Annotated in this window: 23 protein-coding genes; 13 read left to right on the top strand and 10 right to left on the bottom strand. The window is 51.9% G+C overall.

Going from position 1 to position 23,607, the window contains the following annotated elements; genetic code table 11:
• Positions 1-52: 52 nt before the first annotated feature.
• The 3 genes from rplQ (at position 53) to GL2_RS03970 (ending at position 1,565) form a co-directional block, all read left to right on the top strand.
• On the top strand, positions 53-439 hold the full coding sequence (gene rplQ / locus GL2_RS03980) for a 50S ribosomal protein L17 (RefSeq protein ID WP_143729408.1): 387 nt from the start codon (positions 53-55) through the stop codon (positions 437-439).
• Positions 440-511: 72 nt separating this feature from the next.
• Complete coding sequence (locus GL2_RS03975; protein WP_143729407.1) at positions 512-766, top strand: YeaC family protein; 255 nt, start codon at positions 512-514, stop codon at positions 764-766.
• Between the two features lie 163 nt (positions 767-929).
• On the top strand, positions 930-1,565 hold the full coding sequence (locus GL2_RS03970) for a hypothetical protein (RefSeq protein WP_143729406.1): 636 nt from the start codon (positions 930-932) through the stop codon (positions 1,563-1,565).
• Between the two features lie 57 nt (positions 1,566-1,622).
• Here the strand turns inward: GL2_RS03970 and GL2_RS03965 are convergent, their stop codons facing one another.
• The 6 genes from GL2_RS03965 to uvrA all read right to left on the bottom strand — a co-directional run bounded on the left by GL2_RS03965 (position 1,623) and on the right by uvrA (position 9,481).
• Positions 1,623-3,077 (bottom strand): pectin acetylesterase-family hydrolase, encoded by a 1,455-nt coding sequence (locus GL2_RS03965; RefSeq protein WP_143729405.1) that lies wholly within the window; start codon positions 3,075-3,077, stop codon positions 1,623-1,625.
• A gap of 371 nt (positions 3,078-3,448) precedes the next feature.
• Positions 3,449-4,426 (bottom strand): biotin-dependent carboxyltransferase family protein, encoded by a 978-nt coding sequence (locus GL2_RS03960; RefSeq protein ID WP_143729404.1) that lies wholly within the window; start codon positions 4,424-4,426, stop codon positions 3,449-3,451.
• The gene (pxpB, locus tag GL2_RS03955) at positions 4,423-5,181 is read right to left on the bottom strand and encodes a 5-oxoprolinase subunit PxpB (RefSeq protein WP_172621050.1); all 759 of its coding nucleotides are present in this window, start codon (positions 5,179-5,181) and stop codon (positions 4,423-4,425) included. The genes GL2_RS03960 and pxpB overlap by 4 nt, the downstream gene beginning before the upstream one ends.
• The gene (gene pxpA, locus GL2_RS03950; RefSeq protein ID WP_143729402.1) at positions 5,178-5,927 is read right to left on the bottom strand and encodes a 5-oxoprolinase subunit PxpA; all 750 of its coding nucleotides are present in this window, start codon (positions 5,925-5,927) and stop codon (positions 5,178-5,180) included. The genes pxpB and pxpA overlap by 4 nt, the downstream gene beginning before the upstream one ends.
• Before the next feature lie 168 nt (positions 5,928-6,095).
• Positions 6,096-6,575, bottom strand: a complete 480-nt coding sequence (locus GL2_RS03945) for a hypothetical protein (protein WP_143729401.1) — start codon at positions 6,573-6,575, stop codon at positions 6,096-6,098.
• Between the two features lie 80 nt (positions 6,576-6,655).
• Positions 6,656-9,481 carry an excinuclease ABC subunit UvrA gene (gene uvrA, locus GL2_RS03940; RefSeq protein ID WP_143729400.1) on the bottom strand — a complete coding sequence of 942 codons (2,826 nt, stop codon included), beginning with the start codon at positions 9,479-9,481 and terminating at the stop codon, positions 6,656-6,658.
• Between the two features lie 162 nt (positions 9,482-9,643).
• Here uvrA and GL2_RS03935 point away from each other — a divergent pair, with 162 nt between their 5' ends.
• From GL2_RS03935 to GL2_RS03920, 4 genes are all read left to right on the top strand, one after another.
• Entirely contained in the window at positions 9,644-11,050 is a 1,407-nt protein-coding gene (locus GL2_RS03935) for a mannose-1-phosphate guanylyltransferase/mannose-6-phosphate isomerase (protein ID WP_143732782.1), read from the top strand.
• Positions 11,051-11,140: 90 nt separating this feature from the next.
• Positions 11,141-12,322: an MFS transporter gene (locus GL2_RS03930; protein WP_143729399.1), complete on the top strand. Its 1,182-nt coding sequence runs from the start codon at positions 11,141-11,143 to the stop codon at positions 12,320-12,322.
• Positions 12,323-12,470: 148 nt separating this feature from the next.
• Positions 12,471-13,082, top strand: a complete 612-nt coding sequence (gene ssb / locus GL2_RS03925) for a single-stranded DNA-binding protein (protein WP_143729398.1) — start codon at positions 12,471-12,473, stop codon at positions 13,080-13,082.
• Positions 13,083-13,096: 14 nt separating this feature from the next.
• Entirely contained in the window at positions 13,097-13,945 is an 849-nt protein-coding gene (locus GL2_RS03920; RefSeq protein WP_143729397.1) for a sugar nucleotide-binding protein, read from the top strand.
• Positions 13,946-14,010: 65 nt separating this feature from the next.
• Here the strand turns inward: GL2_RS03920 and fabB are convergent, their stop codons facing one another.
• On the bottom strand, positions 14,011-15,234 hold the full coding sequence (gene fabB / locus GL2_RS03915; protein ID WP_143729396.1) for a beta-ketoacyl-ACP synthase I: 1,224 nt from the start codon (positions 15,232-15,234) through the stop codon (positions 14,011-14,013).
• Positions 15,235-15,302: 68 nt separating this feature from the next.
• Complete coding sequence (gene fabA, locus GL2_RS03910; protein WP_143729395.1) at positions 15,303-15,827, bottom strand: 3-hydroxyacyl-[acyl-carrier-protein] dehydratase FabA; 525 nt, start codon at positions 15,825-15,827, stop codon at positions 15,303-15,305.
• Positions 15,828-16,102: 275 nt separating this feature from the next.
• Between fabA and galU the strand changes: the two genes are divergently transcribed.
• Positions 16,103-16,951 (top strand): UTP--glucose-1-phosphate uridylyltransferase GalU, encoded by an 849-nt coding sequence (gene galU / locus GL2_RS03905; RefSeq protein WP_143729394.1) that lies wholly within the window; start codon positions 16,103-16,105, stop codon positions 16,949-16,951.
• Positions 16,952-18,301 (top strand): phosphomannomutase, encoded by a 1,350-nt coding sequence (locus tag GL2_RS03900; RefSeq protein WP_143729393.1) that lies wholly within the window; start codon positions 16,952-16,954, stop codon positions 18,299-18,301.
• 493 nt (positions 18,302-18,794) lie between these two features.
• On the opposite strand, the gene ispB is transcribed toward GL2_RS03900, so the two are convergent.
• Complete coding sequence (gene ispB / locus GL2_RS03895; protein WP_143729392.1) at positions 18,795-19,757, bottom strand: octaprenyl diphosphate synthase; 963 nt, start codon at positions 19,755-19,757, stop codon at positions 18,795-18,797.
• Positions 19,758-20,007: 250 nt separating this feature from the next.
• Between ispB and rplU the strand changes: the two genes are divergently transcribed.
• The 4 genes from rplU (at position 20,008) to proB (ending at position 23,249) form a co-directional block, all read left to right on the top strand.
• Positions 20,008-20,319: a 50S ribosomal protein L21 gene (gene rplU, locus GL2_RS03890; RefSeq protein WP_143729391.1), complete on the top strand. Its 312-nt coding sequence runs from the start codon at positions 20,008-20,010 to the stop codon at positions 20,317-20,319.
• 17 nt (positions 20,320-20,336) lie between these two features.
• Complete coding sequence (rpmA, locus tag GL2_RS03885) at positions 20,337-20,594, top strand: 50S ribosomal protein L27 (protein WP_020411428.1); 258 nt, start codon at positions 20,337-20,339, stop codon at positions 20,592-20,594.
• Positions 20,595-20,786: 192 nt separating this feature from the next.
• A complete protein-coding gene (gene cgtA / locus GL2_RS03880) occupies positions 20,787-21,995 on the top strand; it encodes an Obg family GTPase CgtA (RefSeq protein ID WP_143729390.1) in 1,209 nt (402 codons plus the stop codon).
• A 117-nt stretch (positions 21,996-22,112) separates the two neighbouring features.
• Positions 22,113-23,249: a glutamate 5-kinase gene (gene proB / locus GL2_RS03875; protein WP_143729389.1), complete on the top strand. Its 1,137-nt coding sequence runs from the start codon at positions 22,113-22,115 to the stop codon at positions 23,247-23,249.
• Positions 23,250-23,314: 65 nt separating this feature from the next.
• On the opposite strand, the gene rpsT is transcribed toward proB, so the two are convergent.
• On the bottom strand, positions 23,315-23,581 hold the full coding sequence (gene rpsT / locus GL2_RS03870) for a 30S ribosomal protein S20 (protein ID WP_020411431.1): 267 nt from the start codon (positions 23,579-23,581) through the stop codon (positions 23,315-23,317).
• Positions 23,582-23,607 lie beyond the last annotated feature (26 nt).

Here is a 23,607-nt window from a genome sequence, read left to right as displayed (position 1 = left end):
CGCTCCAGAACGACCTGCTGTGACAGCAACCGAGGTCGTAAGGAATTGAGTCATGCGTCATCGCTATAGTGGCCGAAAATTCAGCCGTACGAGCGCTCACCGCAAGGCCATGTTCAAGAACATGAGCGCCTCTCTGGTAGAGCACGAACTGATTAAAACCACACTTCCTAAAGCCAAGGAGCTGCGCCGCGTTGCGGAGCCGCTGATTACCCTGGCCAAGAAGGATAGTGTTGCCAACCGTCGTCTGGCATTCGCCCGTATCCGTGATAAGGATGCTGTGCGCAAGTTATTCGACGAGCTGGGTCCCCGTTACGAAGCCCGCCCTGGTGGTTACATCCGTATCCTGAAGTGTGGTTTCCGTGCTGGTGACAAAGCTCCGATGGCTTATGTGGAGCTTGTTGATCGTCCTCAAGTTGAAGACGATGCTGCAGAAGCATAAGCTCTGCTAGCCGCAGTGCTACGGAAGGCCGGTCATTGACCGGCCTTTTTTGTGCTTTTTAGAGGATTTTGTATGTCTTTTGAACAGTTATTGAAAAATCTGAACCCTCAGATTATCGGCAGCCTAAGGCGAGCAATCGAGCTGGGTAAGTGGCCTAATGGTGTCGCTGTTACCGGCGAGCAGCGCAGGCTTTGCGCAGAAGCTGTAGCCAACTGGGAAGCCAGTAATCTACCGAAGGAGCAGCAGGTAGGTTACGTTGCACCAAAGACCACTAAAGAGCCGTGTGTGGGTAAAAAAGAAGATGAACAGCCGTTGAGCTGGGTTTAGCACGGCTTACTATAATTTCAGTGACCTCATTTCCAGCTGGTTTACAGATATTGGCGTAAAAATCTACACCTGGGACGTTCTTTCCATTCATCCCCTTCACTTTCTCTGCTTATATAGTTACCGATACATAAATATAAAATTCCTATTTGCTCGGTAACTGATTATGAAAAAACTGATATTGCTTGCCGGCGCAGTAACTTTAGCCGTTGTTGGCATTGATCACTACGATATTGATGTACAGGCCAGCGCGGCGAAGGTGCGTCAGTTCATAACGCCTATCACGGAAAATAGTGAGTTGGCACAGGATATTGCGGAGCGTATACCCTGGTCACATTTGGAAAATGCCGAAATGGAGGAATTGCTAAGCCATCCTCGTGTAAAGGCGTACCTGGACCAGGAACAAGCTAAGCAGGCGCTGAAAGATTACTTTGCAGATCTTGGTAACCTTTCCAGTGAGCAGGCCTGGGATGCTATTGAGCAGGTGGAGAATGAAAATCGGGTGACCGGTTATGAAGCGCTATCGTTAAAGCTGGCATGGCTGGAAAAAAACAGCATCAATGAGGCGGATTTCAAGCAGCGTGCTGAAGCGCTTTTTAATATTTATCGCGACCAGGCCCAATCAGTTATCAGTCGCTATGATCCACATACTGAAGTGCCTGGTTTCTCTACCTATAAGGATCTTGAAAGGTCCATTGTGGAAGAGGTGCAGCAGATGAGCTCTTTCCCTGATGGTATGAGCAAACACGAGTACCTGCGCAAGCGCCTGCAAGAGGCGCGTGAAACAGTTTACGGTACCTGAATAAATAGCAGTGCTGTTACAGGTCAAGTAACAGCACTGACTCCCACTTAGCCGTGCTTACATGAACAGGCCTATCAAGTCGTAAAACCAGTTACTGTTGTTTTCAAAGTCGGAGACTTTGTCCGTCTCATAGGCGCGAACCATACCGCCGCCATTGTGGTTTACGATATTGTTAAGGAAATCCTTTAATTCCAATCCATGCTCAGCGATCTCTCCATAGTTGAGGTCAATGATAGTTGTACAGTGGCTCTCATTCAGGTTGCGAAACATGGGGAAGTAATAGCCCCAGTTACTGGTCTGATCCAGTAATGGAATCAGGTTTTCATGAGTGTCTTTCTGCCAGCGTTGACGCAATTTATTTAAGCGGGAATTGGCATCGGGGTCGTTGTATATATCCTCGTAGAAGCGCTCATAGGAATAGGAGGAGAAATTGCCATCCGCGAGAAAATGGGTGATGCCCAGGCGATCGGATGGGAATTTATTGGATAGAGCACTGTAAATTGAAGCCAGCGAATTACTGTCAAATCCTGGTGTGAAGGCCTTTATCGCATTTATAGGGTTCTCTTCATTGGGGTCGCCATCGGTTGTATACGTAGTCCAAGAGTGCAGGACTTCATTGTGTAATGGCAGAGATGGATAGTCGCTGGTATTTTCGCTGTCCAGGGGGGCTTGGTAAAGTGGACCGGAGTCGTCTATCAAATATCCATAATCGACATCCATATCTTCACGGAGTTTTGTGTAATTTAACAGAGCACCAACGCTTCCAGCACTACATCCAGCTGTGAGCATTTGTTTGGGTTTCTGTAAATTATTTTTTACCCACGAAGTAACAGCTTGTACGTTGCGTAAGCCATTGTGATGCCAGATCAAGTCTGGATTCTGACCGCTGCTGTCCTCATAAATTTCCGTTTTATCTCCGACATAAATATCACCGGTGCAGTAGGGCACATAAACCAGATTCCATTCTCCGGTTTTGAACTGATTATATGGGTGGTGAGTATAAATCAGTGGCGATACACCGGCTGTAGTGAGGTTGTCCAGATTGCCGAAATCCAGCAGGTTTATGTTACTGAGATAATCGTCGGGAATACCGTTGGGATTGCGGGCACCACGAATACCTGCCTGTCCGGAACAGCTCTCATAGTCCCAGCAGGCACCACCGCCCTCGAAATAAAAAACGGTATTACTGGTATCGGCTACCCGATAGACAAAAAATTTATAAGGAGACCCGTTACCACACATGGCGCCACTACTGGCTGGAACATCAACTTTTTGCCAGGTATTGAAATCACCCGGATCGAAATCATCATTGAAATTGGGGTCATCCATTGTCAGTGGATACATCCCTCGAGTCTGTTCGGTAGTTACGGGAGCATTCGCATTGGGTGGGTCAAATAAGTGTTTTAAGGTTGTCCAAAAGTTATAATCTCCCGGCTCGGCTTGGGCGTAGGAGGTGATAAGAAGTGAGCTGGCAATAATAACCGTTATAAAACCACGGAGAATTTTTATCATTATTAATCCCCTTCAGGTAGTTAATGTTTTCTCTCTGGACCAGGCCGGCTTGTAGGTTTTGGGAGACGGTGCGTTGCAGTCCCATTAACTACAAGCCAAGTAGGACACTCGTCCAAATCGCTATTTTGGTAAAACCCACAGAGGTTAGTTAATAATGATCTTTCGGTCTAGCTAGAGTTGACTGAAAACCGATTGGTCATTATGGACCATGCAGTCCCCGTTAGTTTGTTGAATATATTTTATTAACTTTTACATTTTTTTATAAAATTTGTGATAACCGGGGAGTGAAGAGTATGTTTGGTGGGTTGTTATTTTAAGGTTTTTCTTGGGGGTTTATGGCTGGCAGCTTTAGTAACAGAAATATACTGGTCTTAAATGGTTAGGGGTGACTCGCCCTCCATCCGCAGTTTCTCTTGTATTTTTGTCAGGAAATGCTGCTTTTGTCTTAGGATTTGTTTCGCATCTTTCTGGCTGACCAACTGAAAGTTAATTTTGTCCTGTGCTTTAAGCTGGCCTAGCCTGTGGATGTCTGCGCGAATTATATGTGCTATACGAGGGTAGCCACCAATAGTTTGCCCCTCTATAAATGAAATTATAGGTTCGCCACTGTTGGGAACCTGAATGCTGCCAGGCTGGAGACCTGAGGAAATCATTTCTTCTAAGGTCTCACCGAGAGTGCCTGACTTCAGGGTTACCGATGGGAGAAGACGGATGCCCATACGATTGCTTTGAGCGGAAACTTGGAAAGTGGATTTGTAGAAGTTTTCCACAGTGCTTTGACTAAACCTCTTCTTTTCTGCTCCATCAACGACTCTGAACAGTGGGCGTGCTTGGTAATTCAGCTGAAATTCTCGGTTGAGATAAGCAGGTTCTGCTATCCGAATATCCTTAAAATAAATTCTATCATTGTTAGCGATAGCGCCCCTCCGGTGCCCACCAAACCCACTGATAAGATGAGTTGCAGCGCTATCAAAAATTATTGGGATAGATAACTTTGCCGAGAAGCCGATATAGGCTCGAGCACCATTAATTAGTTTGGAGAATTCCAATGTGTCACCACGTTTCACCTGGATAACTTTAAAATTATCGACAGCATTACTGTTTAAAAAAACCTTGAATCGTGCCCCGGTGATAGCTATTGAAATATCATCATCGAATTCAATCCTGGGGCCAATCAGGGTAATTTCCAGCACGGGATTATTGAATGGATTACCCAGTAGAAGGTTAGCCATCTTCATAGATAGAGGGTCAGCTGCACCTCCTTGGGGAATACCGTAATGCATCAAACCCGGGCGCCCCATATCTTGAATGCTGGTTTGAAGGCCTGCTCGGATAAAGTGGATACTCATATGGGCCTTTCCTTGGCACTCTCATATTGTGCTTGCTGTGCAATGGTCTCGAATTCAGACTTACCGATAGAATAGAATTTTACGATGTCCAAGGGCTCCGCAATAAAGGGGGAGTCGCTGCTGGGCTGGAATAATCTTAAAGGGGTCTGTCCGATAATCTGCCAGCCCCCCGCTGTAGCTTGTGGGTAAATTCCTGTTTGGTTGCCACCGATACCAACAGCTCCTGCGGGAACTCGCAGTCTAGGTTTTTCCTTGCGAGGGCAGTGCAGCCTGGGATCCAGTCCGCCGAGATACAAGAAGCCCGGCGAAAAGCCCAGCATATGCACTAAATAGGCAGTGTCTGTATGTAGCCGGGCAACTTGCTTGGGAGTCAGGCCGGTATGCTCACTTAACATATGCATATCCGGGGCAAAGGCCTCTTCATAGCATACGGGAATTCGAATAATGCGTGAGTCTCTGTCTAACTTTGCGGGGATTTTGAGGTACTTCTGGGTTAATGCTCGCAGCTCTTGTGAAAGCGACTCGCTTTCGTGAGTCAGTGGATCAAAACTAATAGTCAGGCATTGGTAGGCGGGGATAAGATCGATAAGATCGTCGGGGCCCTGTTCCTGGATATATTGTCGTAGCCCAATAATATAGCGACTAAGTTCTTCACTAGGCTCAGCGGAGAAGCGTATATCTAACGCACAATCCCCATTTGCAGTAATGTTAAAGTCGGGCTTCTGCAGGTGGGGTTTGTGCAGGGATGCCGTCACGAGTGTATGCTCAATCCGTTTAGTTGCAGGTAACTAGCTAGTCTCTGGGCAATATTTACTGCTTCTGGGTTGTCACCATGTAAGCAAATGGTGTCAACGGAAAATTGTAGGGGAGTGCCGTGATAGCTTGTAAAGCTGCTCCCTTTTGCCAGAGCCACAGCTCGTTCCAGGCAGTTATCTATGTCACTGAGAGCAGAGCCTGGTAGCGAACGTGGAGCAAGTCTTCCTGTATTTAAATATTGCCGGTCTATAAAGCCTTCCCGATAGAATATACGACTTTGCTTGGTGGCTACAGCTTCCATTGCAGCATTGGCGAGTCCGATAATTTTTAAGGATGGATATTCTCTGGAGAGTAAGGCAATTATCTCCTCTGCTAAATCCATATTTGCTTCGACATCGTTATATAAAGCGCCATGCAGTTTTATATGGTCGAGTTTTGTTCCAGCTTCACGGGTGAGGTTTTGTAATCGTTCAATTTGCTCGTGTATGGAGTTAAGTAATTCACTGAGTGGAACTTTAATAGACTTTCGTCCAAAATTTTCTCGATCAGGATACCCGGGGTGAGCGCCGATTATTAAGTTATTTTGCAGTGCATTTTCAAGAGACCTGCGCATAATCGCGGGCGTGCCTGCATGGGCGCCGCAGGCAATATTGCAGCGTGAGATGAAGGGCATAATTAGCGCATCCCTCTCACAGCTGGTCAAATCAGATCCTTCGCCCAAGTCACAGTTGATATCGATTTCCATTCGTCACAGCTCTTGATTAGAGAAAATTCTGTTTAACAATCAATATTTAGTTGTGGTTGGTAGGGCATGCTTCAATTTCCATGGAGGCTCCTTCATTGTTAGAGTGATAGCATCCACCCAAAGGTGAGCAGAAACAGAAATCGACTGAAATTTTTCCTCTTTCTTTGTTTAGCTTTTCCAGAGATCGTAAGAACGCTCACCATAAAGTAATGCAAAGATTCGGCGCTTGGAGTTCGCTGGCATTAAGCTGTTGGATAAAGTTGAGGTAAGTATATTTCCTTTGTCTAGGTTGGAGGCGCCGTCATCATCTGTCAGTTTTTTTGTGAACTCCTGATATTCTTGTTGGCAGCAGGCATTCAGAAATTCCCTGGCGGTATGATAGGTAGATTGCTCATAGTTGATGTTGAAATCCTTCAGCAGAGCTGGGCTTGATCCCACATTGTAAAGTTCAAAATAAATTGATGGTTTGTCAGCTTCAAGGTCGTAATTACTCTGTGAAAATTGAATTACAGGCATGGTCATTATTTTGACTTGTTTATTTGCTGCTTTGGCCTGCAGATAAGTAGCATAGAAGGAGGCAATGGAAATCATCATTGCGCATAGAGCAATAATTAAGTTTAGCTTTTGTTGATCTATTTTTTTTATCATTTTCCACTTTCCGTTGTGGCAGATATTCGATCGTTTTATTGATATAGGAGCCAGATCGTGATCCAGCTCCGTAGAGTTGATCACCCAAGCATCGGTTTTAGGAATCGACCGGTATGGGACGCGCCGATTCCCGTAACATCCTCTGGCGTTCCTGCTGCAATAATTTGCCCGCCGCCAGAACCGCCTTCTGGGCCCAGATCCACGATCCAGTCTGCGGTTTTGATAACGTCTAAGTTGTGCTCGATAACAACAATCGTATTCCCGTGATCACGTAGGCGATGTAAAACGTCCAGCAATAATTGGATGTCCGCAAAATGTAAGCCGGTAGTGGGCTCGTCGAGGATATACAAGGTTTGCCCGGTATCGCGCTTGGATAGCTCACGAGAGAGCTTCACCCGCTGTGCTTCACCACCCGAGAGTGTAGTGGCCGCTTGGCCCAGTTTGATATAGGCGAGCCCGACATCCATTAGGGTTTGCAGTTTTTTGGCGATCGCCGGTACTGGGTCGAAAAACTCCCGCGCATCTTCCACGGTCATTTCCAAAACTTCGTGGATATTTTTGCCCTTGTAATGCACTTCTAAGGTTTCACGGTTATAACGTTTACCGTGGCAGGTATCGCAGGGCACATAGACATCGGGCAGGAAGTGCATTTCCACCTTAATCACCCCATCGCCCTGGCAGGCCTCACAGCGTCCGCCTTTAACATTAAAGCTAAAGCGGCCGGGTTTATAACCTCGGGAGCGAGCCTCCTGTGTGCCGGCGAAGAGGTCGCGAATAGGGGTGAAGATACCGGTGTAGGTAGCCGGGTTGGATCTGGGTGTGCGTCCGATGGGGCTCTGGTCTATGTCTACACACTTATCGAAGTACTCAAGCCCGTGAACAGCCTTGTATGGAGCTGCCTTCAGGGTGGTGGCCTTATTCAGCGCTGTAGCTGCAAGTGGGTATAGGGTGGTATTGATCAAAGTGGACTTGCCTGAGCCGGAAACACCGGTCACACAGGTAAATAGCCCCACTGGAATTTCCAGGTCTACATTTTGTAAATTGTTGCCACTGGCGCCTTCAAGGTGGAGCATATAGTCCGGATCAGGGATATAGCGCTCCTCTGGTATGGCAATTTTCTTTTTACCGGAGAGATATTGTCCGGTTAGGGATTGCTTGCACTTGGCAATTTTATCGGCGGTCCCGGAGGCGACCACTTCTCCGCCATGCACGCCAGCACCGGGGCCGATATCGACAATAAAGTCGGCACTACGGATCGCGTCTTCATCGTGCTCAACGACGATCACTGTATTACCGATATCTCGTAGATGAGTGAGGGTATTCAATAGACGCTCGTTATCCCGCTGGTGCAAGCCAATGGAAGGCTCGTCGAGGATATACATCACACCGACAAGGCCGGCGCCGATCTGACTTGCGAGGCGGATGCGCTGGGCTTCACCGCCGGATAATGTTTCTGCACTGCGGTTCAGGGTCAGGTAATTGAGGCCCACGTCTACCAGGAAGCGGAAGCGATCGCGCAATTCCTTGAGGATTTTATCGGCAATTTCTTTTTGAGCGCCTTTGAAGGTGAGTTGGTGATCGAAGTATTCAAAGGCATCACCCACTGGCAATTCGGTGACTTGAGCGAGGGTACGGTTGTCCACAAAGACATGGCGCGCCTCACGGCGCAGGCGGGTGCCAAGGCACTCGGGACATTTCTGTGTGCTCAGATATTTCGCCAGCTCTTCGCGCACCGATTGGGATTCGGTATCCCGGTAGCGACGCTGGAAGTTGGGGATAATGCCCTCAAAGGTGTGCTGCCGCACGGTGACGTCACCGCGATCGTTGACATAGCTGAAGTCAATCTCTTCGTCGCCGCTGCCTTGCAAAATAACCTTGCGGTGGGTTTTGCGCAGTTTTTTCCATGGTTTGTCGAGATCGAAGCCATAATGCTCGGCGAGGGAGTCGAGCATATGGTAGTAGTAAATATTACGACGGTCCCAGCCTCGGATTGCGCCTTCGGAGATACTGCTCTCCTGATCGAGGATTACCTTGTCTTCATCGAAGAACTGCTTAACTCCCAAGCCATCACAGCTGGGGCAGGCACCGGCAGGGTTGTTGAAGGAAAACAGGCGCGGTTCAAGCTCGTCCAGTGAATAGTCACACACTGGGCAGGCGTGGCGGGCGGAGAATAGGCGTTCTTCCTGATCACCATCCATAAAGCTGATAGAGGCAATACCATCAGTGAGATTCAGGGCGGTCTCGAAGGATTCAGCCAGGCGCAACTGCAGGTCTTTACGTACTTTAAAGCGGTCAACTACCACTTCCACAGTATGCTTACGACGTTTATCCAACTTTGGGGTATCGTCCAGGTCGCAGGTCACGCCGTCGATACGCGCGCGCACAAAGCCGTCGCGACGCAGTTGTTCGAACACATGCTGGTGTTCACCCTTGCGGTCCCGAACCACTGGAGCAAGCAGCATAATTTTGCTGCCCTCCGGTAGAGCTAATACCTGATCCACCATCTGGCTTATGGTTTGGGCCTGAAGAGGCTCATCATGCTCCGGGCAACGAGGCTCGCCTACACGCGCAAACAGCAGCCTGAGGTAGTCATATATCTCAGTGATAGTGCCTACAGTCGAGCGCGGATTGTGGGAGGTGGATTTCTGCTCAATGGATATTGCTGGTGACAGCCCCTCCACGGTATCGACATCCGGCTTCTCCATCATCGATAGGAACTGGCGCGCATAGGTGGAAAGGGACTCCACATAGCGGCGCTGGCCCTCGGCATAGAGTGTGTCGAATGCCAGGGAGGATTTACCGGAGCCAGACAGCCCGGTAATCACGATCAGTTTGTCGCGGGGAATGTCGAGATCGATATTCTTCAGGTTGTGGGTGCGCGCACCCCTTACATAAATCGTGTCCACGCTCTACCTATCTGCTGATGATACTGGGCCGGGTCTCGGACTTGCTCCGCTCAGGGCGATCACAACTGCGGTGCCGGAAAAACGGTCAAGTATAAACTCGCCACCCGATGTGCCAAAATCGTCTGTCGCAAATTTCCAACAGCCAGAAGAAAAGTTGAAGTGATGATCCCTGTAATTCTCTGCGGTGGTACAGGCTCCCGCTTGTGGCCACTCTCCCGTGAGGCCTACCCCAAGCAATTTCTGCCATTAATCGGCAGCGAAACCATGCTGCAGGCTACGGTGCGACGGCTGGAGGGTATACAGCAGTTGCAGGCCCCCATTTTAGTGTGCAATGAGGAGCATCGTTTTGCCGCAGCAGAACAGCTGCAGGAGATTGGCCATGGAGCCCAGACGATCCTACTGGAGCCCTGTGCACGCAATACGGCGCCGGCTATCGCTCTCGCGGCGCTAGCGGCATTGGAGGCTGGTGAGGACCCATTGCTGCTCGTGTTGCCGGCAGATCATGTCGTGGCTGATGTGACAGCTTTTCAGAAAGCAGCGCAGACGGCACAGACCCTGGCGGGGCTCGGGCACCTGGTAACCTTTGGTATTGTGCCGACCCGGGCCGAAACCGGCTATGGCTACATTCGCCGTGGAGAGGTTTTGGCTGCTGAAGCGTGGAGAGTGGCGGAATTTGTCGAAAAGCCGGATACGAATACTGCTGAGTCCTATCTGGCTGGTGGAGAATACTCCTGGAATAGTGGCATGTTTCTGTTCCGGGCTTCTCGTTATCTGGAGGAGCTAAAAGAACACCGGAGCGATATTCTCGATGCTTGCCGCAGGGCTTTTGAAGGCGCTGTCCGGGATTTGGATTTTACCCGGGTGGACGGGGAAGCCTTTGCAGCCTGCGCTAAAGAGTCGGTGGATTATGCGGTGATGGAGCCCACCGAGTCCGCTGCGGTGGTGCCTATGGACGCGGGTTGGAGCGATGTGGGTTCCTGGCTCGGACTCTGGGAACTGGCGGAGCGGGATGCCGATGACAATCTGCTGCAGGGAGATGTCTTGCTGCAGGATAGTGAAAGCTGTCTTGTGCGGGCGGAGAGTCGTCTGGTTAGCCTATTAGGTGTGAAAGACCTGGTGGTTGTCGATACTGATGATGCCCTGTTGATCGCCGAAAAGCAGCGGGTACAGGATGTTAAGAAGCTTGTGAGCAGCCTCAAGCGCTCCGGGCGCAGTGAGGCTCGGCGCCATCGCAAAGTCGATCGGCCCTGGGGCTATTACGATTCTATTGATGCTGGGCCACGCTTCCAGGTAAAGCGTATTGTGGTCAAGCCGGGGCAGCAGCTGTCCCTGCAAATGCATCATCACCGGGCCGAACACTGGATCGTGGTGCGCGGTACTGCCAAGGTTACCCGCGGTGATGAAGAGTTGTTGATTACTGAGAATCAGTCCACCTACATCCCTCTGGGGGTGGTACATAGACTGGAAAACCCGGGAACCATTCCCCTCGAGCTTATAGAGGTCCAATCCGGTAGCTATCTCGGGGAGGATGATATCGTTCGCTTTGATGATGACTATGGCCGTGGTTAGAAATGCCCAAAACTTGTACGGCTTCCCCTACAGCCTGGCGGCTGTGCGCTGTACAATGCGCGCCCAATTTGACGCTGTTCCGGGAACTGCATGAATTCCATTGAGCGCCGGGCCCTGGGCGGGCTGGCTTCCCTTTATGTCTTTCGTATGCTCGGCCTGTTTATGGTGCTGCCGGTTCTCACAGTTTACGGTGAAGGCTACCGCGATAGCACACCGATGCTGCTGGGCCTGGCCATGGGCGCCTATGGACTGAGCCAGGCACTATTGCAGATTCCCTTGGGGCTTCTTTCTGACCGCTGGGGCCGCAAACCTGTTATCTATACCGGTCTGGCCCTGTTTGCCATTGGCAGTGTGGTTGCCGCGCAGACAGATTCGGTCTACGGCCTGATTGTGGGCAGAATTCTGCAGGGTTGTGGTGCTATTGCCGCGGCGGTCATGGCCTTGGTTGCCGATCTCACGCGGGATGAGAAGCGGGGCATAGCAATGGCTGTGATCGGGGCATCCATCGGTGTGGCGTTTATGTTGGCAGTGATACTTGGCCCGGCACTTGCGGGAGCTGGTGGCCTGCCGGCTATTTTCTGGCTTACCTCGGGGTTGGCTGTACTGGGGATGCTGTTAGTCTGGCGAATAGTGCCGACTCCCCAAGTCGCAAAGCGCCCGGCGGTTTTTAGTGGTGGTTTTCGCAAGGTTCTAAGCAACGGCCTTACCTGGAGATTGGTTTCTGGGGCTTTCTTTTCCCACCTTTTGTTGACTGCCATGTTCGTTGCGTTGCCGCTGGTGCTGGTCGACAGGCTTGGATGGCCGGCAGAGGAGCACTGGAAGCTATACGGCCCGCTAATGCTGGGTACTTTCATTCTGATGTTGCCCCTGATGCGGGTGGCTGAGCGCAGCGGTAAGGCTGGCACGGCTTTGAACTTCGCCTGTGTTGCCCTGGCCGGGGGCAGCGCGGCATTGTTGCCGATGAATGGTCCTGTAGCTGTAGTATTGCTGTTGGGGATTTTCTTTACCGGTTTCAACCTGCTTGAAGCTCTGTTACCTGCACAGTTGACCCGCAAAGCACCTGAGGATGCCCGTGGTGCCGCTTCGGGGCTCTACGCTACTTTGCAGTTTTTCGGCACTTTTGTTGGTGGAAGTCTGGGCGGCTACCTGTTTGGTCTTGGGGGTGCCGGTGCAGTGGCATGGCTTGGCTTTATCGTACTGCTGGCCTGGATTTTACTCTGGTGGTTGCTGCGTGAACGAGCGTCAGATGCCCGAGAGGGTAGTGCTTACTAACTGGTGGTGTCTGTTGTATGCTGCTGGATAAAAATACACTGGTTGCCATTCTGGGTGACCACGCATTGTCGATGTGAGTGAACTCACATTTTTAATTTTTGAATGATTATTACCTGGGTCGGACCTGGGGCGAAGAGAGGAGAGGGCTATGGCCAGGGGGATCAATAAAGTAATTCTGATCGGTAATCTGGGAAACGATCCGGAAACCAAATATATGCCGAGTGGCGGTGCTGTCACCAATGTGAGCCTGGCCACGAGTGAGAGCTGGAAGGACAAGCAGACCGGACAGCAGCAGGAGCGAACCGAGTGGCACCGAGTGGTGTTCTTCAACCGCCTGGCTGAGATTGCCGGTGAGTACTTGCGTAAGGGCTCTAAAGTGTACATTGAGGGCTCATTGCGCACCCGTAAATGGCAGGACAAGAATAGCGGCCAGGACCGCTACACTACCGAGATTGTTGCCAGTGAAATGCAGATGCTCGACGGACGTGGAGAGCAGGGCGGTTTTGGCCAGGGTATGGGTGGTGCTGGAATGGGTGCTGCAGGTATGGGCGGTCAGTCTGTGGGCGGAGGCCAGGGGGGCTACGAACAGCAGGGTGGTTTCCAGGGAGGCTACCAGCAAGGCAGCCAGGACTCTTTTGCACAAGGGCGCACAGCCCCATCACCGATGGCGCCATCCAACAAGCAGCAGCCTCAGCAGCAGCCCAACCAGGGGGCCACTGGAGGCTTCGATAACAGCTTTGACGACGATATTCCCTTCTAAGACTGGTCTATCCAGTGTCTGATCTACATACCGGCTACAAGCCGGATACGGTCGCGGTCATTACTGCCGGTAACGATATCGACGGCGCGCTGCAGAAACGTCTGCAGCGCGCCGGATTTCGTGTGCAGCAACTATCACCCACAGAACTCGACCAGCTGCGTCCTGGAGCAATTGCAATTAATGCTTCAGCCTGTGCTGATGACCAGGGCATGCCTGAAGCCTTGCAGGTGGCTAAGCAGTTAGCTGGAAGCCCCTGCCAGCATGTTATTCACCTTTCTTCCTATCAGGTTTTCGCCGGTGGTGAGCAACGCAGATATGATGAGGACGAAGTGGCGGATCCGCAGGCCCGTAGTGGGCGTCAGTGGTTGGCGTGTGAGCGCGCCCTGGGTGATTTGGAGAACCTGGCTATCCTGCGGTTTGGCTGGATGGTGGACAGCAACCAGGACGCCCTTCTTGGGCGGGTGTTGCGCGGCTTTGTAGCGGGAGAACCCCTCGAGTTGGATGGTCTCAATAATGGTAACCCTGTCACTGTTCTCGATATGGCTCGTGTGACGGTAGCAGCTGCACAACAATTGGCTAGTGGTGCCAGTGTCTCAGGGATTTATCACTACGGAAGTTCGGATAGTTGCACTGCTATTGAATTTGCATTGGAAGTTGTGGAGCGGGCGCAATCATTCCACGATGAAGAGCGGTTTGCGCAGCTGAGTACGCTGGAGGATTCAGACCAGAGAGATCGAAGTGTTGTACTTGCTTGTGGCAAGTTGCGTGACGTTTTTGGTATCCAGCAACATAGTTGGCGCCAGGGACTTACCCGGCAGGTAGAGCTTTGGCTGGAGCGTTTGGGGGCGGAGAAGTCTGTGTAGGTTCAGATACCCTCAATAATAAAAAGGCGCCATTAGGCGCCTTTTTATTAACTCGTCTTAATCCATCAGACTTTGTCGAAGATCAGGCAGGCGTTGGTGCCACCAAAACCAAAACTGTTGGACATGGCTCGTTTGATATCACAGTCGCGAATGTTGGTGACCAGGTCCATACCCTCGGCTGCTGGGTCCAGTTTGTCTACATTGGCGGATGCGGCGATAAAGTTGTTTTGCATCATCAGCAGGCTGTAAATAGCCTCTTGAACACCGGCGGCACCGAGGGAGTGGCCTGTTAGCGACTTGGTTGAGGCAAATGCCGGAACCTTGTCGCCGAAGACTTCGCGCATTGCTTTCAGCTCAGCTATATCTCCAACGGGGGTTGAGGTACCGTGGGTATTGATGTAATCCACGTTACCCTGCAGGCCTTTGCCATCCATACCTGCGAGCGCCTGCTGCATACAACGGGTTGCACCTTCCCCGCTGGGGGCGACCATATCGTAGCCGTCAGAGGTTGCCCCATAACCGGTCAGCTCTGCATAGATAGTGGCGCCGCGCGCAACGGCGTGTTCCATCTCTTCCAATACCAAGCAGCCGCCACCGCCAGCAATTACAAAACCGTCGCGTTCGGCATCGTAGGGGCGGGAGGCCTTGGTGGGCTCATCGTTATATTTGCTTGAGAGTGCGCCCATGGCATCGAATAAGTGGGTAAGGCTCCAGGCGAGTTCCTCACCGCCTCCGGCAAAGACAACGTCTTGCTTACCCATCTGGATCAGCTCGGCCCCGTGTCCAATGCAGTGCGCACTGGTGGCACATGCAGAGGAAATGCTGTAGTTGACCCCTTTAATTTTAAAAGGAGTAGCGAGGCAGGCGGATACAGTGCTGTTCATGACCTGAGGTACCCGGTAGGCACCAACACGTCTCACCCCTTTCGTCTTAAGAGTGTGAGCGGCATCGATAATCTGTTGTGTGGATGTGCCACCTGAGCCCATTACAATGCCCGAGCGCGGGTTGGATATTTCGCGCTCCTGCAGGCCTGACATGTCGATAGCCTCGCGCATGGCGATATACGCGTAGGCAGCGGCATCTCCCATAAAGCGGAGTTGCTTTCTATCGATGTGCTCCTTGAAGTCGATATCCACAGGGCCTGCAACCTGGCTGCGCAGGCCGAGTTCCTGGTATTCCTCTTGGAAGCGGATTCCGCTGCGTCCAGCCTTCAGCGAGGCGGTGACTTCTTCTGTATTGGTGCCGATACAGGATGTAATACCCATTCCGGTAATGACTACCCGACGCATAGTGGTCTCCAGCATAGCTTGTCGGTAGAGTACTTCATAAATTCTACCGATAGTGGTTTTCAGTGTGTTTAAAAATTATCGGTACGGGTAAATAAGCCTACGCGAAGATCCTTGGCTGTGTAAATTTCACGACCGTCAACTGAAACTGTGCCATCACCAATTCCCATAACAAGCCTGCGTTCAACGATGCGGCTCATTTGGATGTGGTAGGTGACTTTCTTGCTGGTAGGCAAGATCTGACCGGTAAATTTGACCTCACCACAACCGAGGGCACGGCCGTGCCCGGGGTTGCCCTTCCAAGCTAAAAAGTAGCCGAGTAGCTGCCACATCGCATCCAGGCCGAGACAGCCGGGCATTACCGGGTCGCCGGGAAAGTGGCAGTCGAAAAACCATAGGTCGGGGTGTATGTCCAGTTCCGCGATCAGCTCTCCCTTGCCGAAGGCTCCGCCTTCCTTTGAGATGTGCGTGATGCGATCCAGCATCAGCATGTTGGGAGCGGGGAGCTGTGCATTGCCAGGGCCAAACATCTTACCCTGGGAGCAAGCTAGTAGCTCCTCTCTGCTATAGGTGCTTTTTTGAACAAAATTACTCATCTTTTCCCCGTTAGTGGGTGGTTACGCAATCCATACTGGGCGTTTTTGTAAGAGCGGGCATTCTAAGGGCTCTGTGTCGCTTGTCTAGTCGGTCAGGGCTGTTTTTGTGACTGGCGCTGGAATTGCTTTCATAATCTTAAGGTATTTGGTGCCTAATTATACGGTCTTGACGGTGAATTCGGCGTCATCTTCTGTAAGTGATTACCCCTTCCGTCTATGATACGTTTCCGCCCAAGCGCTGGGGGGCGCTCGTTTTTAGAATATGGGAGAGCATAATGCTCAAGAAATGTTTATTCCCGGTTGCCGGTTATGGCACACGTTTCCTACCTGCCACCAAAGCTATGCCTAAAGAGATGCTGCCTCTGGTGAACAAGCCGTTGGTGCAGTACGGTGTGGAGGAAGCGATTGAAGCCGGTCTGACGGAGATCGGCTTTGTCACTGGTCGGGGCAAACGCGCTATTGAAGATCACTTCGATACCAATTTCGAACTTGAGCACCAGATTGCCGGAACCGGCAAAGAGCGCTATCTGGACTCTGTTCGTCAAGTAATTGACAGTGCCAGCTTCTCCTACACTCGCCAAGGGGAAATGCGCGGTTTAGGGGATGCAATCCTGCAAGGCCGACGCCTGGTAGGGGATGAGCCATTCGCTGTGGTATTGGCGGATGACCTGTGCCTGAATGAGGACATGGGCGTACTGGCACAAATGGTGCAACTATATAAGCAGTTTCGTTGCAGCATTGTTGCTGTTGAGGAAGTGCCTAAGGATCAGATACATAAGTTTGGTGTAATCGCAGGTAATGAAATCAAACCGGGCCTGTATCAGGTTACTGACATGGTAGAAAAACCTGCAACGGAAGAGGCGCCAAGTAACAAAGCGATTATTGGCCGCTATATTCTAACTCCAGATATCTTTGATCTGATTCGCGACACGCCTCCCGGAAAAAATGGGGAGGTGCAAATTACTGATGCATTGCTTGCCCAGGCGCGCCAGGGGTGTGTATTGGCGTATGCGTTTAAGGGGCGACGATTTGATTGTGGCTCGGTTGAGGGCTTTATTGAAGCCACTAATCATGTCTATGAGAATGTGTATCTGCCGGAGCAGGCAACTCAGGAGAAGAAATAATTGGCTGAGCTTACCTGTTTTAAGGCTTACGATTTGCGCGGTCGCGTGCCAGAAGAATTAAATACAGAGGTTGCCTACCGGGTTGGACGTGCCTTTGCCCAGTTCCTGGGTGCGCGCCGGGTAGTGGTCGGGCATGATATTCGCTTGACCAGTGCTGAGTTGACGGATGCCCTAAACAATGGGCTGCGCGACGCCGGGGCCGATGTATTCCATATTGGTGAGTGTGGTACTGAAGAGGTTTACTTTGCCACCTTCAACGGAGACTTTGATGGCGGTATTTGTGTGACCGCCAGTCATAACCCGATGGATTACAACGGTATGAAATTTGTTCGTGCCGGAAGTAGCCCCATCAGTGGAGATACAGGCCTTTTGGATATCAAGCGCCTGGCGGAGAAAAATAACTTTGCTCCGGTGACCAGTCGCGGTGACCTGCAGCGCTTGGCGCATCGTGCGGATTTTGTACAGCATCTGCTGGGCTATATAGATAATGCGGCCCTAAGTCCCCTAAAACTGGTCGTGAATGCCGGTAATGGTGGTGCCGGTGCAGTAGTGGATGCTTTGGCTCCACACCTGCCATTCGAATTTGTGCGGGTGCACCACCAGCCGAACGGAAATTTCCCTAATGGAATTCCCAACCCAATCCTGCCGGAGAACCGCGCATCTACCGCGGAAGCTGTGCGTGAGAGTGGGGCTGATTTTGGGATAGCTTGGGATGGTGATTTTGACCGCTGCTTTTTCTTCGATGAGAGGGGCGAGTTCATCGAGGGGTACTATGTGGTGGGGCTGCTTGCTGAAGCATTCCTGCTTAAGCACAAAGGCGCCAAGGTGGTTCATGATCCGCGCCTGCTGTGGAATACAGAGGATATTGTCCGTGCCGCTGGTGGTGAGCCGGTGCAGAGTAAGACTGGCCATGCTTTTATCAAAGAGCGTATGCGTAAGGAAGATGCCATCTATGGTGGAGAGATGAGCGCTCACCACTATTTTCGTGACTTCGCTTACTGTGACAGCGGTATGATTCCTTGGTTGCTAGTGGCAGAACTGGTTAGCCGCAGCGGTAAGCCCCTTTCACGGCTGGTTAGTGAGCGTATGGCTGCTTTTCCTTGTTCTGGAGAGATTAATTCCAAGGTGAAGGATGCAGCGGCACTGCTGAAGGCTGCGGAAGAAAAGTTTGCACCGGAAGCTAAAAGTGTCGAGCATGTAGATGGCTTGAGCATAGTTTATCCTGAATGGCGCTTTAACTTGCGCATGTCCAATACAGAGCCTGTGGTTCGTTTAAATGTGGAATCCCGTGGGGATGAAGCTTTAATGCAGGAAAAAACCAAAGAGCTTCTCAGCCTGATTCGTAGTTAAAAAAGAGTTATTTGAATAGCTGATATTGACGCAGGTTATTAAATAATTCGTGAGGCTAGCCAGTCGGTGGACTTGGCTGGTCTCAATTCCCACCCCTATCTCCTACTATTCAAAAAGCTGACGTTGGTTTTTCTGTAAATATTTAGTGGGTATTCATTTTGAAAAAATACATAGCTTTATAAATAGTGGGCCAGAAAATTTGGTTGAGCTATTGCTGAATCTATTTTTTTATTAATAGGGCGCATTTTAAATAACCAGCTTCAAGATAAGGGTAATGCCCTTCTCTGTGTAATAACTTCAGCATTGCTCTTTAGAGCAATGCAAACTTAATCCCCCTCCCACATAAATTTTTTACGCAGTTTTATTATTCGAACTTTCCTCTTGGTGCTGGTGCGTTTGAATGCATATGAGGTATGTTTTTTCGGGAGCTATTTGAGTTGGGTGGGGGAAGGTGGAGTCACGGTCCGTCGCCCCACCGCTGTGGGTATCGATGTTATACATTCCTCTCTACGGCAAAACTGGCTAGTTGTTGCAGGGCCTTCTTTTGCTCGCAATCAGGAAGGAAGGTGAGTTGCTCTTTGGCGTCATTTACCGCCGCGCGCGCGCGCTCCATAGTGTAATCCAGCGCGCCGCAGGTCTCGATTGCTTCGATTATCTCCGGCAGTTTCTCCGCGCTGCGCTGTTCAATCGCCTCTTTTACCAGTAGGGCCTGTTCTTTGTTGCCATTTGCCATGGTGTAGATCAGGGGCAGGGTTGGTTTGCCCTCTGCCAAGTCATCCCCCACATTTTTACCCAGCTCCTCCGAGTTGCCGCGGTAGTCGAGAGCATCGTCAACCAGCTGGAAGGCGAGGCCCAGGTGGCGACCGTAAAGTTTCAGCGCCGTCTGCTCCTCACTGGAGCAGTCGGCCATTACAGCGGCAGTTTCGCAGGCTGCCTCAAACAGGGCACCGGTCTTTTTATGGATAACAGTAAAATAATTATCCTCACTTACCTCGGGATCGCCGGCATTGACCAGCTGCTGTACCTCGCCTTCAGCAATCGTATTGGTAGTGTCAGAGAGAATCGCCATGATACTCATATCCTTGAGGGCGACCATCATCTGGAAGGCGCGGGAGTAGAGAAAGTCCCCCACCAGGACACTGGGGGCATTGCCCCACTTGGCGTTGGCGGTGAGGCGACCACGACGCATATCGGATGTGTCCACCACGTCGTCGTGCAGCAATGTCGCGGTATGGATAAACTCGATAATAGTGGCCAGGTCGATATGGCTCTCACCCCGGTAGCCGCAGGCTCTCGCGCATAGCAGTACCAGCAGTGGGCGCAGGCGCTTGCCGCCGGCCTCCACCAAGTAGTGCCCTATGTTTTCCACCAGGGGAACATCTGAGTGCAGTTGGTCGAGAATGCGCTGGTTGACCGCGGCAAAGTCTTCGGCGGCGACCCGGTGAAAAGGCAGCATGTGAGAATTCCTTATACGACTAGACTGGCGCCTCCCGGGGGCCGGGGTGGCGAAGGGGCGCTATTGTATCAACCCGGCGAATTGATTAGAATCTGCGCCCCGCCAATTGCGGGCGCTGTGCGGCTATAGGGTCGTGCTAGGGCCTCTGGGCGAATAGATGTTAAACAACACGGCGCAAGCTCCCAAAATGCGGAATGGTGACTATATAGTTCCCCGCTGCTTCGTGTCGTCCATATCGGAGCATAGAAATATGTACGCTGTTTTTGAGAGCGGTGGCAAGCAACACCGTGTAGAAGAGGGCGAAGTTATTCGCCTGGAAAAGCTGGAAGTAGCTACTGGCGAAACCATCGATTTCGACAAAGTGCTGATGGTTGTTGACGGTGACAAGATCAACATCGGCGCTCCTGTGGTAGGTGGCGCTAAAGTGTCAGCTGAAGTGGTAAGCCACGGCCGCGGTGAGAAGGTGAAAATCATCAAGTTCCGTCGCCGTAAGCATTCCATGAAGCGCCAGGGCCACCGTCAGTGGTACACCGAAGTTAAAATCACTGGCATCAAGGCATAACAGAGGAGTAACGACTCATGGCACATAAGAAAGCTGGCGGTAGTACGCGAAATGGTCGCGATTCCGAGAGTAAACGCCTGGGCGTTAAGCGCTTTGGCGGTCAGTCTGTAGCTGCAGGCAATATCATCGTTCGCCAGCGTGGCACCAAGTTCCACGCCGGTATTAACGTTGGTATGGGCAAGGACCACACCCTGTTCGCTACTGCGGACGGTGTTGTGAAGTTCGAAGTTAAGGGCCCCAATAACCGCAAGTTCGTTTCTATCGAAACTGCTTAAGCGGTCACTAGCCCGAGCTTCATAAAAAGCCCCGCTATAGCGGGGCTTTTTTGTTGGGAAACCACAGGTTTCACGGTGGCAAGAAGTGAGGGTGGCAGGTGCCCAGGATGGGGTGGCTTGTCGGCTGGTATGATGATAAGGGTACGCAGTTTTGCGTATCGCTGAGACAACCGCTGTGGCGGTGGAGAGATTATGAAGTTTGTCGATGAGGCGCCCATCTTTGTACAGGCGGGTAAAGGTGGCAATGGCTGCTTGAGCTTCCGCCGGGAGAAGTTTGTCGAAAGGGGCGGCCCGGACGGCGGTGACGGCGGTGACGGCGGTTCGGTCTACCTGGAGGCTGACGATTCCCTCAACACTCTGGTAGATTATCGCTACCAGCCCCGCTACTCGGCAGAGAGTGGCCAGTCCGGCCGCGGGCGCAACTGTACCGGCGCCAAAGGTGAAGATCTGGTGCTGAAAGTGCCAGTGGGGACAACTGTCATTGATGTAGATAGCGGCGAGGCCGTTGGTGATATGACAGAAGCCGGAGAGCGTCTCCTGGTTGCTCAGGGGGGCTTCCACGGCCTAGGTAACACCCGCTTCAAGTCCAGCACCAACCGCGCACCCCGCCAGACCACTAACGGTACTGAGGGCGAGGGGCGCGCTCTTAAGCTGGAGTTAAAAGTTCTCGCCGATGTGGGTATGCTGGGATTACCTAATGCCGGTAAGTCGACGTTTATCCGTGCTGTTTCCGCCGCCAAGCCCAAAGTGGCAAACTACCCTTTCACTACCCTGGTACCCAACCTGGGCGTGGTACAGGTACAGAAGCATCGCAGTTTTGTGATTGCCGATATTCCCGGTCTAATTGAGGGCGCAGCTGAAGGGGCAGGCTTGGGTATTCGCTTCCTTAAGCATCTAACTCGCTGCCGGGTGCTGCTTCATTTGGTGGATCTGGCGCCTTTTGATGGCTCTGACCCGGTAGAAAATGCGCGAGCAATCGAACGTGAACTGTCCAGCTTCAGTGCAACCCTGGCCGGACGCGAGCGTTGGCTGGTGTTGAATAAAACAGACCTGGTTCCCGCTGCAGAGCTGGAAGAGCGTTGTCAGGCGGTTGTGCAAGCTTTGGGTTGGACTGGCCCGGTTTTCCGCGTAGCGGCTATCCGTAAAGAAGGTACCGATGCGCTAAGTGGTCGCCTGATGGATTATCTGGAGGAGCGCCAGGAAGAGGAAGGGCGTGATCCGGAACTGGCATTGGCTGAGTTGGAATCTCAGCGTCAGATGCAGCGTGAGGCGCGTAAGCGAATTGAGGAATTGCGCGAAAGCCATAGGGCCAAGCGCAAGGCCGCAAAGGGGCCTGTGGGTGACGATGAGGGCTGGGATGATGATGATGAACATGATGTTGATATCGAGTACCGCCCCTGATTAGTCCCTGATCGGCGGCGCATTTCTGTGTCGCCGTTAGGCCCCGCTGGCTCCAGGGCTTTTTGATAATAAAAATTGCAAACAGGGCCCGGCAGGGGCAATGTCCAGGGGGAGAGCGTGGACTCCATATCAGATTCCCGTCGGGAATTGCTAAAAGGCAGGCGCTGGGTTGTAAAAATTGGCAGCGCCCTATTGACCGACAATGGTCATGGTGTGAACAGCGCGGCCATATTCGCATGGGCCGCACAGATGGCCGAGCTGCACCGGCGAGGTATTGAGGTGGTACTGGTTTCCTCCGGTGCTGTTGCTGCGGGCATGGACCGGTTGGGATGGGGTCGCAGGCCGGAGTCTATCCATCAATTACAGGCTGCTGCTGCGGTGGGACAGAGCCATCTGGTGCAGGTCTATGAGCAGGCCTTTGGTCGCTTTGATTTGCGCAGCGCGCAGATTTTGCTGGATCATGATGATCTTTCCAATCGCACTCGTTACCTTAACGCACGCAGCACTCTCAGGACCCTGCTTTCCCTGGGAGCTGTGCCTATCGTCAATGAAAACGATACCGTGGTTACCGATGAGATACGTTTTGGTGATAACGATACCCTGGCCGCTCTGGTTGCCAACCTGGTGGAGGCCGATACCCTGCTGATTTTGACCGATGCGGATGGGTTGTTTACCGAGGACCCTCGTGACAATCCCCAGGCGAAACTAATCGGAGAAGCTTCCGCATTAGACCCCAAGCTCCTGGGTATGGCGGGCGATTCACGCAGTGGTCTCGGGCGCGGCGGTATGACTACCAAGGTGCGTGCAGCGCAATTGGCGGCGCGTTCCGGTGCCTGCACGGTGATCGCTGGAGGTGCGAGGGAAAAGGTGATTACGCGGGTCTGGGCGGGGGAGCCGCTGGGCACATTATTGCTACCTGAAGCGGACCCTCTCGCGGCGCGTAAGCGCTGGCTCGCTGGACAGTTACAGGTACGAGGTACCTTGGTGCTCGACAGTGGTGCTGAGAGGGCCCTGTATGAGAGTGGGAGCAGCCTGCTGGCGGTAGGGGTGACGGCGGTAGATGGGCGTTTCCATCGTGGTGACCTGGTGTCTTGTCGTAATGGTGAAGGTAAGGAAGTAGCTCGCGGGTTGGTCAATTACGACAGTAGTGAGAGTGTCAGAATTCTTGGCTCGGCATCGGATAGGTTTGTTGAGTTGCTCGGTTATCGCGATGATGATGAGTTGATCCATAGAGATAACCTGATCCTGCTCTAAGGCGGAATTGCAGACACAAAAAAGCCCCGTATTACGGGGCTTTTTTGTGTCTTCTGCTTAAAGGATTAAGCAGCCAGAGCTTTAACCTGGGCGTTCAGGCGGCTCTTGTGACGGGCGGCTTTATTCTTGTGAATAATGCCTTTGTCTGCCATGCGGTCAATAACGGGTACCGCTTCTGCGTATGCAGTTTTTGCTTTTTCAGCATCGCCTGCATCGATGGCCGCAACTACCTTCTTGATGTAGGTGCGCACCATGGAGCGCAGACTGGCGTTATGCATGCGGCGCTTGTCGTTCTGGCGCGCGCGTTTCTTCGCTTGAGGTGAGTTGGCCACCGGTTGCTCCTGTCTGGAATCTATAA

This window comes from Microbulbifer sp. GL-2, assembly GCF_007183175.1.
Lineage (GTDB): Bacteria > Pseudomonadota > Gammaproteobacteria > Pseudomonadales > Cellvibrionaceae > Microbulbifer.
Note: the sequence above shows the minus strand (reverse complement) of the source record. Positions and strands in the feature narration are given on the sequence as shown.

Excerpts from the sequence above, each read along its gene's own strand:
- rplQ (WP_143729408.1), top strand. The coding sequence starts at position 53 with ATGCGTCATCGCTATAGTGGCCGAAAATTCAGCCGTACGAGCGCTCAC.
- GL2_RS03975 (WP_143729407.1), top strand. The coding sequence starts at position 512 with ATGTCTTTTGAACAGTTATTGAAAAATCTGAACCCTCAGATTATCGGC.
- GL2_RS03970 (WP_143729406.1), top strand. The coding sequence starts at position 930 with ATGAAAAAACTGATATTGCTTGCCGGCGCAGTAACTTTAGCCGTTGTT.
- GL2_RS03965 (WP_143729405.1), bottom strand. The coding sequence starts at position 3,077 with ATGATAAAAATTCTCCGTGGTTTTATAACGGTTATTATTGCCAGCTCA.
- GL2_RS03960 (WP_143729404.1), bottom strand. The coding sequence starts at position 4,426 with ATGAGTATCCACTTTATCCGAGCAGGCCTTCAAACCAGCATTCAAGAT.
- pxpA (WP_143729402.1), bottom strand. The coding sequence starts at position 5,927 with ATGGAAATCGATATCAACTGTGACTTGGGCGAAGGATCTGATTTGACC.
- GL2_RS03945 (WP_143729401.1), bottom strand. The coding sequence starts at position 6,575 with ATGATAAAAAAAATAGATCAACAAAAGCTAAACTTAATTATTGCTCTA.
- GL2_RS03935 (WP_143732782.1), top strand. The coding sequence starts at position 9,644 with ATGATCCCTGTAATTCTCTGCGGTGGTACAGGCTCCCGCTTGTGGCCA.
- GL2_RS03930 (WP_143729399.1), top strand. The coding sequence starts at position 11,141 with ATGAATTCCATTGAGCGCCGGGCCCTGGGCGGGCTGGCTTCCCTTTAT.
- ssb (WP_143729398.1), top strand. The coding sequence starts at position 12,471 with ATGGCCAGGGGGATCAATAAAGTAATTCTGATCGGTAATCTGGGAAAC.
- fabB (WP_143729396.1), bottom strand. The coding sequence starts at position 15,234 with ATGCGTCGGGTAGTCATTACCGGAATGGGTATTACATCCTGTATCGGC.
- fabA (WP_143729395.1), bottom strand. The coding sequence starts at position 15,827 with ATGAGTAATTTTGTTCAAAAAAGCACCTATAGCAGAGAGGAGCTACTA.
- galU (WP_143729394.1), top strand. The coding sequence starts at position 16,103 with ATGCTCAAGAAATGTTTATTCCCGGTTGCCGGTTATGGCACACGTTTC.
- ispB (WP_143729392.1), bottom strand. The coding sequence starts at position 19,757 with ATGCTGCCTTTTCACCGGGTCGCCGCCGAAGACTTTGCCGCGGTCAAC.
- rplU (WP_143729391.1), top strand. The coding sequence starts at position 20,008 with ATGTACGCTGTTTTTGAGAGCGGTGGCAAGCAACACCGTGTAGAAGAG.
- rpmA (WP_020411428.1), top strand. The coding sequence starts at position 20,337 with ATGGCACATAAGAAAGCTGGCGGTAGTACGCGAAATGGTCGCGATTCC.
- cgtA (WP_143729390.1), top strand. The coding sequence starts at position 20,787 with ATGAAGTTTGTCGATGAGGCGCCCATCTTTGTACAGGCGGGTAAAGGT.